Origin of the sequence: Acidipila sp. EB88, assembly GCF_003858395.1 — a bacterium.
GTDB lineage: Bacteria > Acidobacteriota > Terriglobia > Terriglobales > Acidobacteriaceae > EB88.
The window spans coordinates 1299791-1314478 of the sequence record NZ_QWEV01000005.1; the positions used below are offsets into that span (position 1 = coordinate 1299791).

Annotated in this window: 12 protein-coding genes; 5 read left to right on the top strand and 7 right to left on the bottom strand. The window is 62.4% G+C overall.

The window, feature by feature from the left end:
* Positions 1 to 195: 195 nt before the first annotated feature.
* The 3 genes from D1Y84_RS06295 (at position 196) to D1Y84_RS06305 (ending at position 4389) form a co-directional block, all read left to right on the top strand.
* Complete coding sequence (locus D1Y84_RS06295) at positions 196 to 1557, top strand: sorbosone dehydrogenase family protein (protein WP_124847755.1); 1362 nt, start codon at positions 196 to 198, stop codon at positions 1555 to 1557.
* A 123-nt stretch (positions 1558 to 1680) separates the two neighbouring features.
* On the top strand, positions 1681 to 2871 hold the full coding sequence (locus D1Y84_RS06300; protein WP_158615347.1) for an acyltransferase: 1191 nt from the start codon (positions 1681 to 1683) through the stop codon (positions 2869 to 2871).
* 348 nt (positions 2872 to 3219) lie between these two features.
* Positions 3220 to 4389 (top strand): acyltransferase, encoded by a 1170-nt coding sequence (locus tag D1Y84_RS06305; protein ID WP_124847757.1) that lies wholly within the window; start codon positions 3220 to 3222, stop codon positions 4387 to 4389.
* A gap of 135 nt (positions 4390 to 4524) precedes the next feature.
* On the opposite strand, the gene frr is transcribed toward D1Y84_RS06305, so the two are convergent.
* Positions 4525 to 5112 carry a ribosome recycling factor gene (gene frr / locus D1Y84_RS06310; protein WP_124847758.1) on the bottom strand — a complete coding sequence of 196 codons (588 nt, stop codon included), beginning with the start codon at positions 5110 to 5112 and terminating at the stop codon, positions 4525 to 4527.
* 356 nt (positions 5113 to 5468) lie between these two features.
* Between frr and D1Y84_RS06315 the strand changes: the two genes are divergently transcribed.
* Positions 5469 to 7055 (top strand): radical SAM protein, encoded by a 1587-nt coding sequence (locus D1Y84_RS06315; protein ID WP_124847759.1) that lies wholly within the window; start codon positions 5469 to 5471, stop codon positions 7053 to 7055.
* 59 nt (positions 7056 to 7114) lie between these two features.
* Here D1Y84_RS06315 and D1Y84_RS06320 read toward each other — a convergent pair whose 3' ends face one another.
* Together D1Y84_RS06320 and lipA are read right to left on the bottom strand one after the other, a co-directional pair.
* The gene (locus tag D1Y84_RS06320; RefSeq protein ID WP_124847760.1) at positions 7115 to 8107 is read right to left on the bottom strand and encodes a zinc-dependent alcohol dehydrogenase family protein; all 993 of its coding nucleotides are present in this window, start codon (positions 8105 to 8107) and stop codon (positions 7115 to 7117) included.
* Positions 8108 to 8281: 174 nt separating this feature from the next.
* Complete coding sequence (lipA, locus tag D1Y84_RS06325; protein ID WP_124847761.1) at positions 8282 to 9202, bottom strand: lipoyl synthase; 921 nt, start codon at positions 9200 to 9202, stop codon at positions 8282 to 8284.
* A gap of 123 nt (positions 9203 to 9325) precedes the next feature.
* Here lipA and D1Y84_RS06330 point away from each other — a divergent pair, with 123 nt between their 5' ends.
* On the top strand, positions 9326 to 9664 hold the full coding sequence (locus D1Y84_RS06330; protein ID WP_124847762.1) for a histidine triad nucleotide-binding protein: 339 nt from the start codon (positions 9326 to 9328) through the stop codon (positions 9662 to 9664).
* Between the two features lie 228 nt (positions 9665 to 9892).
* Here the strand turns inward: D1Y84_RS06330 and D1Y84_RS06335 are convergent, their stop codons facing one another.
* The 4 genes from D1Y84_RS06335 to fbp all read right to left on the bottom strand — a co-directional run bounded on the left by D1Y84_RS06335 (position 9893) and on the right by fbp (position 14575).
* Positions 9893 to 10999, bottom strand: a complete 1107-nt coding sequence (locus tag D1Y84_RS06335) for a response regulator (protein ID WP_124847763.1) — start codon at positions 10997 to 10999, stop codon at positions 9893 to 9895.
* A 922-nt stretch (positions 11000 to 11921) separates the two neighbouring features.
* The gene (mutM, locus tag D1Y84_RS06340) at positions 11922 to 12758 is read right to left on the bottom strand and encodes a bifunctional DNA-formamidopyrimidine glycosylase/DNA-(apurinic or apyrimidinic site) lyase (protein WP_124847764.1); all 837 of its coding nucleotides are present in this window, start codon (positions 12756 to 12758) and stop codon (positions 11922 to 11924) included.
* A 133-nt stretch (positions 12759 to 12891) separates the two neighbouring features.
* Positions 12892 to 13536, bottom strand: coding sequence for a cupin domain-containing protein (locus D1Y84_RS06345; RefSeq protein ID WP_124849969.1), 645 nt, complete (start codon positions 13534 to 13536; stop codon positions 12892 to 12894).
* A gap of 52 nt (positions 13537 to 13588) precedes the next feature.
* Complete coding sequence (gene fbp / locus D1Y84_RS06350) at positions 13589 to 14575, bottom strand: class 1 fructose-bisphosphatase (protein WP_233581189.1); 987 nt, start codon at positions 14573 to 14575, stop codon at positions 13589 to 13591.
* Between the last annotated feature and the right edge of the window lie 113 nt (positions 14576 to 14688).

The window sequence follows — 14688 nt, forward strand, 5'->3', positions numbered from 1 at the left end:
GACCTGTCGAGGCCGCCCTCAATGCGGTCTCTGGCCACCGCAGGCAGGCTGCTCCTGTGGCATCCCTGCGGCATCCCCAGCGGCGTAGCGCGCGCTGCAGGGCTCACTTACAATCCGATGGCAATAAAAACCAAGGCAACGCAGCGGCCGAACCAGTTTTGGCTTCCTAGTAACCAAAGCAATCCGGAGAAACGCATGCGCTTCACCAAGTCCGCAACTACGCTGTTCCCTGCCCTGTCCCTTCTTGCCCTCGCGCCGTGCGCCCTGCGGGCGCAGACCACGCAGCCTGCACTTACCGGGCCAGCCGCATTCACCGACTATCAGAAATCCCAGCCCGGCCTGGTGCACCACATCACCGTCGCCGACCTGCCTGAGCCCTATGCGACCCCGGGCGTCGATGCCGGGTCCGAGATCGTGCCGCGTCCCCAGGATGCTTGGCCCAAGGCTCCGGCTGGCTTCAAGGTCACCCAGTACACAACGGGCCTGGACCAGCCACGCCTGATCCGGACCGCACCCAACGGCGACCTGTTTGTGGCCGTGTCTTACAGCGACAAGATCATGGTCTTTCGCGGAGTCGGTCCCGACGGCAAACCGAAGCAGATCGCGACCTATGCCGAGCACCTGTCGCAGCCGTTCGGCATTGCCTTTTACCCTGCGAAGAACCCGAAGTGGATCTATGTCGGCAACACCGACTCCGTGGTGCGTTTCCCCTACAAAGAGGGTGACATGACCGCGAGCGGTGCACCCGAAAAGCTGGCGGACCTGCCCGGTGGCGGCAAGCTGCGCGGCGGCGGCCACTGGACGCGCGATATCGCCTTCTCAGCCGACGGCAAGCGCATGTTCGTGTCGGTCGGCTCGCACTCCAACGTGGATGATGCCGACACGCACCCCGCCGAGTTTCACCGCGCCGATGTGCTCGAGTACACCCCTGAAGGCAAGTTCGTGAAGGTCTACGCTTCCGGCATTCGCAACTGCGTGGGCGAAGCAATTCAGCCCGGCACCGGCGACTTATGGTGCTCCACCAACGAGCGCGACATGCTGGGCGACAACCTCGTGCCCGACTACATCACGCACGTGCAGGAAGGCGGCTTCTACGGCTGGCCCTGGTTCTACATGGGTGGACCGGCAGGCGGCAAGCAGGACCCGCGACTTGAGGGCAAGCATCCCGAACTGCAGTCCAAGGTCATCACACCCGATGTGCTGCTGCAGCCGCACTTTGCGTCGCTCGAGATGACTTTCTACACGGGCGCCGAGTTCCCCGCCGCCTACAAGGGGGACATCTTCGCTGCGGAGCATGGTTCGTGGAACAAGTCGCACCGCGCCGGGTACGAGGTGGTACTTGCACCGGTGCGGAACGGCAAGGCTACGGGCGATTTCGAAGATTTCCTGACCGGCTTTGTCACACCGGAAGGCAAAGTCTGGGGCCGCCCCGTGGGCGTCACCGTCGCCAACGATGGATCGCTGTTTGTAACAGACGATGGATCAGGCTCTATCTGGCAAATTCGCTATGTAGGCGCGTCGAGCTCGGGAGCCGCTGGGATGAGCGGAAGCAACTAGTCCTGGTGCATCGTGCGCCGCTCCATCACGATGGTAACTTTGGCCTAGTTTGGTCGTAACCCGATCTATCTACGGGAAATAACATGGAGGGACGAGTTTACTCATCCCTCTGTGGAGTCCCGGTTGACAACCCCTGTTGCGCCCTCAGCACCCGAATCCGTTCAAAGCGCCACGCCGGCACATGCAGGCACCGCGATCGGAGCCAAGGCTTCCAGCCGCTTCTATCGGCCGGAGCTCGATGCCCTGCGCTTCTTCGCATTCTTTGCTGTGTTCCTGACCCACGGCTTGCGGATTGATGTGACGCATGGCATCCTGCGCCACCACGCAGCGCTCGCCCAGGGCATTATTTTTCTGCACCGGGTGGGTGGCTTCGGACTCTCGCTGTTTTTCTTCCTGAGCGCGTTTCTGATCACCACGTTGCTGGTGATTGAAAAAGACCGCACGGGCGATGTCGATCTTAAGAGCTTTTACGTGCGCCGCATCCTGCGCATCTGGCCGCTTTACTTCTGCTACATCGCGGTGGCATTTGTGGTGGGGCACTACTGGGCGGATGCCGCCTTCAACGTGCGCGCCCTGCTTTCCTTCTACCTGCTCTCCGCCAACTGGTATGTGCTCACTGTCGGGCTGCTGACGCCGATGGTTTCGTTCCTGTGGAGCATCTCGGTGGAAGAGCAGTTCTACCTGGTGTGGCCCACAGTGATGCGCAAGATGACGATCACGGGCATGCGCAACTTCTGCATTGCGCTGATCGTGCTCGCGGTCGCCACGGCGGCCTACCTCGGCGCGCACCATAACAGCTTTATCCACATGTGGTTCAACAGCGCAGTGGAGATGCTGTTCTTCGCGGCCGGCGGACTGATGGCGCTTCGCTACGGCCTGCGCAAGCAGAAGGAATCGATGGCGATGGCGCTCGGCGGCCTCGTTGTCGGCCTCGGCTGCTGGGTGCTTGCGAATCGCTTGATTGGCTTCACGCTTGAGGATTCGCCGGAGTCGGGCAGGTACGCGGCAGTGGTGTACCCGCTCGTGGCGGCCGGCTCAGCCGCGCTGCTCTGGGCTTTTCTGCACATGCCCAAGTTCCTGATCCGCAGGGAGCTGGTTTACCTTGGACGGATCTCGTACGGACTATACGTCTTCCATGGCTTTGCGCTGCTGATCGGGGAGATCTTTGTTGGCCCGCATCTGCGGGCGCACCTGTGGCTGATCGTGTCTTTCCTTCTCTCCGTTCTGCTGGCGACCTTGTCGTATGAATACTTCGAAAAACCGTTCCTTCGCCTGAAACACCGCTTTGAGGTTGTGCACTCACGGGCGGCCTGACACTTCCACCTGCGGTATGCGTGCATCGCAGGCGGCGGCTCTGCAACAGAGACGCCGCCTGGCTTCGCCGGCAAGAGCATCCGGCAACCTGCCTGGTGCCCCGTTCTCTCCTGCAGTCTTCCCTGCTTCCCCTTTCCCTGGTCTGCACCCTCATCGTCCACCCCGATAGCACGGTCTGCATCCGGAGGCTGCGCTGCGGCGATGCTGTCCCTACTGCGTGCGTGTGAGTCGATCCTGACTGCAACAAAGTAAGGCTGCACGTAAGTGCTCTATCGAACTTACTAAGTCAGATCGCTTACATACCTTGGTTGGGTATTCGGGAGATACAAGAGCAGGAGTGTCGAATATATGGCATACGCCGTTCCAGGAACCCCGCAGGTTGCGCCGGGAGCAACCACGCAGGGAGCGTCAACGAAGAGCAAGTTCTACCGTCCAGAGCTCGATGCGGTGCGCTTCGTTCTCTTTCTGGGTGTTTTCATCAACCACGGCATGAACCACACACAAAGCGCGCTCTTTGCAAAAATCCCCTGGCTGGAGCTGTGTGTCCGCAGCTTTCACGACCTGTGCGGCTTTTCGCTCAGTTTCTTCTTCTTCCTGAGCGCCTATCTGATCACATGTCTGTTACAGATAGAGAAACATCGCACCGGCACTGTGCACCTGGCCAAGTTCTACAGCCGCCGCCTGCTTCGCTTGTGGCCGCTCTACATTGGCTTCATCCTGCTGATCGCCCTGCTTGGCCTCGGAAACCGGGACCTTGCCATGAGTCGTGGCGCGGTGGTGGCCATGCTGCTCTTCGTCGGGAACTGGTATGCCATTTTTCACCTGGGCTTTCCTTCCCCGGTGGTCAATCACCTTTGGAGCATCTCGGTCGAAGAACAGTTCTACCTGCTGTTTCCTTCGCTTACGCGCAGGTTCTCCAATGCGCGTATGCAGCAGCTCTGCGGGCTCGTATGCGCCGTATCCCTGGCGACCACATGGCTGCTCGTGCACAAGGGGGCGGGCCTGAACAGGGTGTGGCTTGACAGCCTTGTGCAGAGCATTTTCTTTGCCGGCGGGGCGCTCTACGGCTTTCATGACTCCCTGCGGGAGCATGCGAAATCGGCAAAGGGCGCGCTGCTCGGCATCGCCGCAGGCGTGGCTTTGTGGGCGGTGGCACAGGCCGGCAATGTCACCAGCCTGACGCGTCCCATGCATCCGTTCACCGCAACCATGGCCTACGCCCTGGCTGCGCTGGGCTGCGCCTGCATCCTGCGCGGCGTTCTCAAGGTGCCGTTGTCGTGGGTGCCCCGCTGGCTTGTGTACCTTGGGCGCGTCGCGTACGGGCTGTATGTGTTTCATGCCCTGGTTATCTATGGAGTGCAGAAGTACCTGGCGCCGCACATCCGCGTGCCGGGCCTCGGCCTGCTGCTGGAGCTGTTGCTCACGATCGCCATCGCCGTGCTTTCCTACGAGTTCTACGAGAAGCCGTTCCTGCGGATCAAGCACAAGTTCGAACTGGTGCACTCCCGCACCGCCTGACGCCCTGGTCTGGCGCAAACAGCGAAGGCTACCCTTGCGGATAGCCTTCGCTGTGCGTATTGCTCGGCGTGTTCGGCCACTGAAGGCCCGGAGTTCGCAGGAAGCCTAGGCTTCGGAAGAACGGGCGAGCCGTGGTCAGATCTGCATGATTTCGGCTTCTTTTTTCTTGCTCAGATCCTCAAGCCGCTTGATCTCTTCGTCGGTCATCTTCTGCACTTCGTCAAGAGAGCGCTTTTCCTCGTCTGCCGAGATCTTCTTCTCTTTGGCCGCGGCCTTGATCTGCTCGTTGCCATCCCGGCGGATGTTGCGCGCGCCGGTCTTGTGCTCTTCCAGCACCCGGGCCAGTTGCTTCACCACGTCGCGGCGACGTTCTTCGGTCATTGGCGGAACGGGCACGCGCACCATCTTGCCGTCGTTCTGCGGGTTGAACCCGTACTCCGAGGTACGCAGCGCCTTTTCAATCTCGTTGATCATGCTGGTGTCCCAGGGCTGGATCACGATCGAGTTGGCGTCGGGTGTGGTCAGCTGGGCGATCGCGCTCAACGCGGAGGGCGTGCCGTAATAGTCCACGCGCACGTTGTCGAGCATCTGGGTGCTGGCGCGGCCGGTGCGGATGCCCTGCAGGTTGTGCTGAAAGTCGGAGACAGATTTTTCAAGCCGCGTCTTGATCTGTTGGTACACGTCCTTGAGCGCGGGGATGGCAGCCATGGCAGATGGGGGCATGCGTGTCAGTGTCCTGTGGTGCAGAAATTCTTGAAACAACCTCTCTGATTGTACCCGCCGAGCCTGCCGATGGCAGCTTCTCCGGCGGCCCGGATACCCGCTCACAGGCGTCCACGGGCTGCCCTGCAGCGGGTGCCGCGCACTCAGTTTGAAGCACCGCTCCGGTCCGGCATCGATAGCCTCAGGCGCCTTTTTTCTGGACGGGCTTTACGCTATTCCGCAGGCCTGGTCTATGGCCGGCGCTACCGAGTGGGGCATTTGCTATGCGCCCTGTAGCGGCAGGCCTTCACGGGCTTCCTCCCTAAGTCGCCAATTGCACAGACGGTTCTTGCCTGCGCCTGTTTCCTTACAGGTCTGTGACCGTTCATCTGATTAACCCCAGCGACAACTCCTTCGGTACCGCCGTGATCACTCCTCGCTGGCTGTTTGTTCTCGCAGCTGCAACTCCATCAGAAGCAGGTGATCCAGTCCTGGTAGACGAGTCCATTGAGCAGGTGGACTTTGCGACGATTGCGCCCGGCGACATTGTGGGTATCAGCGTGCACACCGGCAATGCCCTGCGCGGGTACGAGGTGGGCCGACAGGCCCATGCTCGGGGTGCGTGGGTTGTGTATGGCGGCATCCACGCCACGCTCTACCCGGACGAGGTGCTGGCGCTGGGCGCAGCCCATGCCGTGGTCAAGGGCGACGGCGACATCGCCTGGGGCAAGGTCGTTCGCGACTGCATGGCCGGCAACCCGGGCCGGATTTACGAAGGTGGACGGATCGAAGGGCAGCAGTTCCTGGCTGGACGCTGGGACCTGATGCAGCCGGACAAATATATGTGGGCTTCGGTGCAGACGATTCGGGGCTGCCCCAAGCATTGCTCGTTCTGCTCGGTGTGGCGCACCGATGGGCAGCAGCCGCGGCAACGCCGGTTCCAGAGCGTTATCGATGAGATCGTGTCGCTCCGCCGGATCGGCTTCCGCTTTATCGCGCTGGCCGATGACAACTTCTACCCGGTCACGCTGACCGACCTGCGCCTTGCCCGCGAACAGAACAACCAGGCGCGCATCGATGAGCTCACGGCCATTCGCGCTGAGCGCTTCCAGTTGATGGAAGAGCTCGCCAAGCTGCCCCGGGACATGGTGTTCTTTACGCAGATCACGATGGAGGCTGCCGAGGACGGCGAGTACCTCGACGCCATGCGCAACGCCAATATCAAGGGTGCGCTGGTCGGGGTCGAGGCGGTGACGCCGGAAGGCCTCAAGGCCGTTTTCAAGGACTTCAACTACTCCGGCGAGGCACTGGCGAAGCAGTTGCAGACCTTCAAGAAGCACGGCGTGCATGTTCTGGGTTCGTTTATCTTCGGGCTGCCCACGGACAAGCCCGCGACCTTCGATGCCACGGTAGAGATGGCGCTCAAGTCGGGCGTGACCTTTGCGCAGTTCGTGATGATGACGCCGTTTCCCGGCACGGTCGACTTCGCCCGATGGGAGAAGGAGCAGGCCAAGCACCCGACGCTGGTCGGCGATATCCCGGTCACGCGGTACTGGCTGATCCCTACGGAAGTGCGGCCCAAGATGTTTACCCCGCACCCCTCCATGAGCGCGGAAGAGATCAAGACACGCACCCAGCTCGTGTGGGATCGCTTCTACAGCTGGTCAGCCGTGTGGGAACGGTCCGCGTGCACACCGACCCTGAAGTCCAGGGTCGCCTTCATGTTCCTGTCCAAGCTGTACCGGCAGATGTATGCCGGTACCGGCATCTCGACCGACAGTGCGCGCCGTAAGAAGTCCAAGAACACCGCACGATGGATGGCGAAGCAGACCAAACGCCTTTTTCAGGCCAAGCCCATGCCTGAACTGCAGTCGCCGCATTGGGAGCTGCCCGCAGGCCTGCTCGCCCCGGAAAACCACAACCAGGACCAGGGAAGCCCATTCGTCGTGATGCCCGGACGCTGAAGGGGAATCGAGCCGGGCGGCGATCGCTGCTCGGCTCGAGCGATGAGACGGCACATTGGTTATGACAGGGTGATCGCGACTTTGCCAATCTGCTGGTTTGACGCAAGGTACGTGTACGCCTGCTGGAACTGCTCGAATGGAAAGGTTTTCGCCAGGATCACCTTGAAGCGGCCATCTTCCAGGCGCTCGCGTACGTAGTCACACGCGGGCCCGAGCAGCTCGGGTGAAACGGTGATCTCGTGCAACGTGTACCCCTGCACCCGCAGGGATTTGCCCAGCGCCAGCATTAATGGAAACGGTGTGGGCTCGGTGGCGAGCGCGCCGTACTCGAAGATCGTGCCACTGTGCGCGCACGCTTCGGCAAGCTTCTCCACGTACGGACCGCCGACCGGGTCAAACACAAGGCGGGCGCCCTGGCCACCGGTGATCTCGTCCACGCGGGCCTTCAAATCTTCTTCCTCGGTCACAATCACGTGGTCCGCACCCTGCGCCAGCAGCGCGTCCCGCTTGTCGCTCTTGCGCGTTGTCGCGATAGCGATGCCGCCCTCGGCCTTGACGATCTGGATGGCCGCGATGCCTACGCTGCTTGAAGCGGCGGTGATCAGCACGAAGTCGCCCGTGGTGACCTTGCCATGCCGCACGAGCGCACCATAAGCCGTCAGGTACTGCATCCAGACCGATGCGCCTTCCGCAGCGGATAGCTTTTCGGGATAGCGGGCAAGCCGGCTCGCAGGCACCACGGCCTCCTCACCCAGACAGCCATACTGGTTCATCGAGAAGCCCGGCACCGTCGCAAAACGCTGGCCGATGATCGACGCATCCACGTCCGGTCCGACAGCGGTGACGACGCCGGCTATCTCGTAGCCGATGCGTGACGGCAGCTTTGCAGTCTCAAGGTAATACCCGCCAAGATACATGAGCTCTGCGCGATTCAGGCCCATCGCCTCCACGCGCAGTTTGACCTCACCCTGCGCGGGCGCACGCACGGCAATCTCTTCCAGCTTGAGCTCTTCCGGACCGCCGTTGTTGTGGAACAAAACTGCCTTGGACATGTGTCTATGTCTCCTGCAGCGTTAGATGGAGTCGGGGACGCGGAGGGTGCACCCTTGCGCATCAAGACATGGAGCCCGACCAGAACCGCAGCGAGGACCGAGCGAAGACGCAGGGCAGCAGCAAAGCTGGAGGGTTAGTTTGCAACCTATAAGGTGGCGCTGGTTAGGGCGGCGCTAGGCGTGCTGAGCGGCGGAGCCCGCCTGCTCGTGCGCGTGGTAGCTCGAGCGCACCAGGGGTCCACTCTCCACGTGACGGAAGCCCATCGCGAGCGCCTCGGTCTTCATAAAGGCGAACTCATCCGGCGTGTAGTAGCGCGCCATGGGCAAGTGGTCGCGCGAAGGCCGCAGGTACTGCCCGATCGTCAGCACGTTGGTCCCGACCGCGGCCAGATCGCGATACACCTCGAGCAGCTCGTGCATCTCCTCGCCAAGGCCGACCATGACACCGGATTTCGTGACAATCTCCGGCGCGAGTTCCTTTGCGTACTCCAGCAGCCGCAGCGTGCGCTCGTAGCGCGCGCCGGAACGCACCGCCCGGTACAGCCTCGGCACGGACTCGGTATTGTGGTTCAGGATCTCAGGGCGCGCATCGACCACGATCCTGATCGCCTCGGGATTGCCCTGGAAGTCGGGGATCAACACTTCCACCTGGCAGCCCGGGGCCTGGACACGGATTTGCTCAATCACCTCAGCAAACATACGCGCGCCACCCAGCACATCGTCATCGCGATTGACGCTGGTGATCACGGCGAACTTGAGATCGAGCTGCGCAACCGCTTCAGCCACGCGCCGCGGCTCATCGAGATCGATGGGCTCGGGACGGCCCTTGGGCACCGCGCAGAATCCGCAACGGCGGGTGCACAGGTTGCCGAGCATCATGAAGGTGGCGGTGCGATGCGACCAGCATTCGCCAATATTGGGGCAGTGTGCCGACTCGCACACGGTGTGCAGGTTGAGCGAGCGCGCCAGCTTTTTCAGATCGTGATAATTTTCGCCGGAAGGCGCACGCGCTTTGAGCCACTCGGGCTTGGGCGCGGGCTTGCGCGGGGAAAGATCGATCTGGATCAGGCCAGCACTCTGGGCTACGGTCGCCATCACGTTCTAGTGTAATGCTCCGGCGCCTGCACCATGGCAGACTTCTTCCGTGGCGCCGACCGGGCGGGGTGCCATGCGTGCTGAGCCAGCGTGCTCCGTCGTCTCCGCGCTATGCTGTGCGATATGGATTGCCTTTTTTGCCGCATCGCTGCCGGCGCCGTGCCGGTGCCCGCCCTGTACCAGGATGAACAGGTCTATGCCTTTCTCGACATTGCGCCCCAGGCGCCCGTGCATTTTTTAGTCATCCCTAAGCTCCACGTGCAGTCGCTGGCGCATACGGCGCGCGAGCACACGGCGCTACTGGGCCACATGCTGGCAGTGGCTGCGGAGCTGGCCGCGCGCGAAGGCCTGCTCGATGGCTTTCGCACCGTGATCAACAGCGGCGAGGACGGCGGCCAGACCATCGACCACCTGCACCTGCACGTACTCGGCGGCCGCCCCATGGGCTGGCCCCCGGGCTAGCCTGCCTCGCGCGGCCCGACGGAGAACAAACCGCCTGCGCGGCTGGCGGTCCCTTCGGGACGGGTACTTGCTTGAGAAAAGTAAACACCCCACGAAGTGGGCGCCTCCCGCGCAGAAGGCCTGCCGTTACCAGCCGTACTGTTCGGAGTGCAGCAACGCAAACGGCCCATGCGGAAGCTTGTCCGCATGGGCCGTTCTGTTGCTGCTGCTGAATTCGACGGTCGAGTTCTACGCCTCGACCATTTCTTCCTCTTCGGCAAAACCGTGCCGCCGCAACAGGTTGGGCAGGTTCTGCGAGAAAGCAGCCTTGGGCATCACCGAGTCACAGCCTGCCTCAATCGCCTTCAACTTCAAATCGCCCTGGATATGTTGCAGGAAGCCGATGATGGAAGTCCCGCGCTTGAGCTTGCTCTTGAGCTTAGGAATCACAGTAAGCGGCTTCGCATTCAGGTTGTTCAGATCGAACACGATCAGCGAGGGGCGCTCAGCCTCGGGGCTGTCAGTGATGCCGGCAAGCGTTTCTTTCTCGGCCTTGCAGAAACGAACCTTGACCCCGAGCTTGCGCGCGGTTTCCTGCATCTTGGCGACAACGAAGAGATCTTCAATGAAGCAAAGGATACGGGTCGGCGCATTTTCCAGCAGGGTGGCGACCGGCTCGGTCTCCGTGTAGTCGTTGCGCCCGTTCACATTGCCATTCGCATTGCCGTTTACATTGCGATAGTCCATGGTGGAGGGCGGTCCGTCGGCGATGTTGCCATTCACCACGCGGTACGAGTGATCCATCGGTCCGACAAAAGTGGTGGGGCCACGGCGCCCGAATTTGCCACCCTTGCGCCGACCATTGCCATTGTTGTCCTGGAAAGGTTCCGTCCCGAACCCACCGCGCGCGCCTTCACGGTTGCCGTCCGGACCCTCGTTGGTGCGGCTTTTCCACCCACCGCCACCGCTGCCGCCGTTGTTCTGGCGTGCCTGCCGGTTGTTGCGACCCTGCCCCTGGTTGCCGGGCTGCGGTGCAGCACTGTTGCTGCCACCTTCGCCGGAACCGGTGCGCTTGCGGCCGCTCTTGCGCTTGCTCTGCGTGTGATTTTGTCCGTGATTGTTGTTGCTGGGGGCAGGCGGAGCCTGCACGGGAGCGGCGGGAGCAGCGGCGGCAATCGTGTCTCCGCTGCCGCTGTTGTCTGCCTGTGTGTCCGGACGGGATTGGGCGGTGCCAGGTGCAGCGGCACCGTTCGCGCCAGGACCTTTTCCTTTGCGCCTGCGTCTGCGTCTGCGTCCGTTTGTGCTGCCTGGGCCTGCAGGGTTTGCTTCGCCTGCAGCCTGTGCTGGAACAGCCATGCTGCCAGCGCCATGTCCATCATCTCCGTAATGGGAGGAGGACTCTGTTTGTTCTGTGCTCATTCGTGCACGTCCCTCGTGCGTATCCTGCTGCCCTGGATCGGACGGCAGCGAATCCATGACTCTTCGATGATTGGCCGTTCGCGTCCACGCCTGCCCGTTGCAGGCAAGGTTTGGAAAGCTGACTACCGGATCCCTGCCGGCTTTCGCCGCGCCCATCCTCGTCAAGAAACTCCGGCTAGCGGATTGTCGGGGAGAAGGAGCTACTACTCAGGACAGGATGTGTGTGGCTGACAGGCCAAGGTCAGCCGACTGCGCTCGTACCACTTCCCTACGACGTATTCTACGTGCCGCCTGGTTCGGTGGCTGTAGCTTGCAGGCCTCATTGATTGCGCTTGTACCCTCGGGTTGCGCTTGACTCTCGGCGAGCGCATGCGCATCAACCGGCGAGGAGCGAAATAAGGCTAAGCCAGATACTACCCCGAGCCGCGTCCCCACGCAAGCACAGATCACCGGCCTGTCCCGGGTGATCCCCCGGGCGTCCTGTCCATGTGGGATTCGGTACGCCGTATGCGCGAAAGGGAGCAGCTGCAAGCCGCTCCCTTCCATACCGCTGGTGCAAATGGCCAGTCACTGGCCTCCTGAAGATGCCTTCGGACACGATCACTCCGAGGGCTTGCTGCACCCGGGGCGAGGCTGCCTCTTGTGGGCGCCTTCGTTCCGGGTGCTGGTACTGCTTAGCTGGGGAACCGGTCTGTGCCGGCTCTCTCCAAACGTCTCTGGCACTCTACCTATAAGCAATTTTTATGCCGAAGATGGATCTGTTTAGAGTCAGTGACTTAGCCGCCCTGGAAAAACACATTCTCCCGTTTTCCGTAGCAGTCGCCTGCAAAATATAGAGGCTTTTGTAGATTCGCGAGGGTCAACGCTGGCATTTCGGGCAGCTGTGCGTGCTGCGCCCGCCGATAATGGTGCGCCGGATGGGTGTGCCGCAGGTGAGGCAGGGCTGCCCTTTGCGGGCGTAGACGCGATGCTCCAGCTGGAAGAAGCCGCGTACCCCATCAGCATCCACGTAGTCGGAAACAGAGGAGCCGCCCAATGCAATGGCGTTCAGCAGCACCGACTGCAGCTCGGCGTGGAGCCTTCGCAGCCGCGGGCCTGAAACCTTGCCCGCCGCGAGCGAGGGGCGAATGCCCGCGCGATGGAGGCTTTCGTCTGCATAGATGTTGCCCACGCCGTGCAGCAGCGACTGGTTCAGCAGGGCGGCCTTGATGGCCAGCTTGCGCCCGCGGAACAGTGCAATGAACGCGTCCGCCGGGATCGACAGCGGTTCGGCGCCGGGGCCGGCAAACCCGCCCACGGTATCGAGGCGGCGCAGATCCAGCCGCCCGAACCGCCGCGCATCCACGAACCGCAGCTCGCGGCCTGAGTGCAGCACCAGCTGGGCGTGCGTGTGCGCTGGCAGGGGCACATCGGGCTGCGAGACCAGAAGCCTGCCGGTCATGCCAAGGTGCACAATCCATTCCGCCTCCGTGACCGCGGGAGCGTCTCCCGCAGGCGCGGCAAGATCCACCACGATGTGCTTGCCCACGCGGTGGACCCGCTGAATAGTGCGCCCGGTGAGCGCCTCTGCCATCTCCAGCGGCGGCGTTTTGAAGGGTTCAGGCTTGGCACTGAACCAGGCGGAGACAATCTGGTCTCCGGCGATGCGCGCATGTACGCCGTTGGCGACGGTCTCGACTTCAGGAAGTTCGGGCATGCTTGTTGGATTCTCCGGGCGGCGCCTGGGCACAGAAGTTGCAGCGTGGTGAGGTTTGATCGATCCTTTCCGGATCGTAAAAGCCATGAGCCTTGCGGATTGTCGGGTGCGCGTTGATGCGATGGACAGGTGCTCAGGTAGAGCGAACCCAGTACCGCGACACGGCCCCGCCCACGCCCTGCACCGGGTCCGTCCGCGGGAAGGGCAGACTGCTCATCCTGGCTCGCGCTTCGGCATCCGGTGCAGTGCGGCAGATATCCCAGGTCTGCTCCGGCGGATAGGCGCCGACTACGGCAAAATCATCGCTCTTGGACAGCTCGCAGTGGCCTGTGCCGGTGGGCAGCAGCAGGACATCGCCGGCGCGCACCTCCACTTCTCTGCCGCCGGGACCGCCGAGCACCAAGCGCGCCGAGCCCGCGGTGAAGCCCAGAACCTCGTGCGCAGTGGAGTGGTAGTGGTGAAAGGTGTAGACGCCGTTACGCCATTGGGGCGGCCAGCCATTGCGACGAAAAAGCACTTCAAAAGCCTGCGCCGGGTCGCTGCCAGCAACCGGCACGGCCGAGTGATAGAACAGCACCGGGAGCGCGGCATTGTTGGGGCACCAGCCGATAGGCCCGAGCGGGATCGCTTCGACAAGCAACTCAGGCGTGTCCGGCGAGGCATGCTCGTCAGTGCCGCGGGCGGTCTCTGCAGCAGTCGAAGCACCATGGAACGGGGCGGCGACCAGCCCGGCGGCAAGCAGACGATGGAAGCGGCGACGGCTCAGCTCGGCAGGCATACCCCGTGAGATGAGGGCACCGGGCAAACAGCGGCCAGCCGCTGGGGAGTTTCTACTGCAGGAGCTTTTCGAGCCGGTCCACCTCGACCCGGCTGCCCACGATCAGCGACGTGCGCTCGTGGATGCTTTCGGGGTTGATCTCCAGTACACGCCCATTGCCGGAGAGTGCACGCCCCCCGGCCTGCTCCGCGATCCAGGCAAGCGGGTTGGCCTCGTACAGCAGCCGCAGCTTGCCCTTGGGCTGCTTCACGGTCGGCGGATACAGGAACACTCCGCCCTTCAACAGCGTGCGATGGAAGTCGGCCACCAGCGAGCCGATGTAGCGCGAGGAGTAGGTTTGGCCGAGGCCGCCGGTACGCAGTTCCGTCAGGTATTGCTTGTACGTCTCCGGGAAGGTGTCGTAGTTGGCCTCGTTCACGGAGTAGTACGCACCCTGCTCCGGCATCTTCATGTTGGCGAAGGAGAGCACGTAGGCACCGATGGCGGGATCGAGCGTGAAGCCGTGCACGCCGTTGCCGGTCGTGTACACAAACACGGTCGACGGCCCATACACCACGTAGCCGGCAGCTACCTGCTTGGTGCCGGGCTGCAGCAGGGCATCTTCGACGCTGACGCCGTCAGGGCGGCGGAAGATCGAAAAGATGGTACCCACGTTGACATTGACATCAATATTGGAGGAGCCGTCGAGCGGGTCGAACACGATGATGTACTTGGCCTTGTCGCCCGAGCGATTGAAGATGACCGGCTCGTCATTTTCTTCCGAGATCAGGGCGGCAACGGAGTCGCGCATCCCGAGGCAGTGCAGCATGGCCTCGTTGGCAAACACGTCCAGCTTCTGCTGGGCCTCGCCCTGCACGTTGGTTGCGCCGGCCGCGCCGTAGACATCGTTAAGGCCGGCCTTGCGGATCTCGGCGGCGATCATCTTGGTGGCGAGCGTGATGCCGGACAGCATCCACGAAAAGGTTCCTGAAGCTTCGCCGGACTGCTGCTGCTGCTCAAGGATATGGCTTTGAATCGTCGTGATGATTGGGCTTGGCACGTTCCAAGACTATCAGTGCGGGCAACGCCGGCAGCCCCGTTCGCAACAGAAGATCCGCTTTGGTGAAAACTTGTGCCGGCACGGAAACAGGGCACCCGGATCGCCGCATCCCA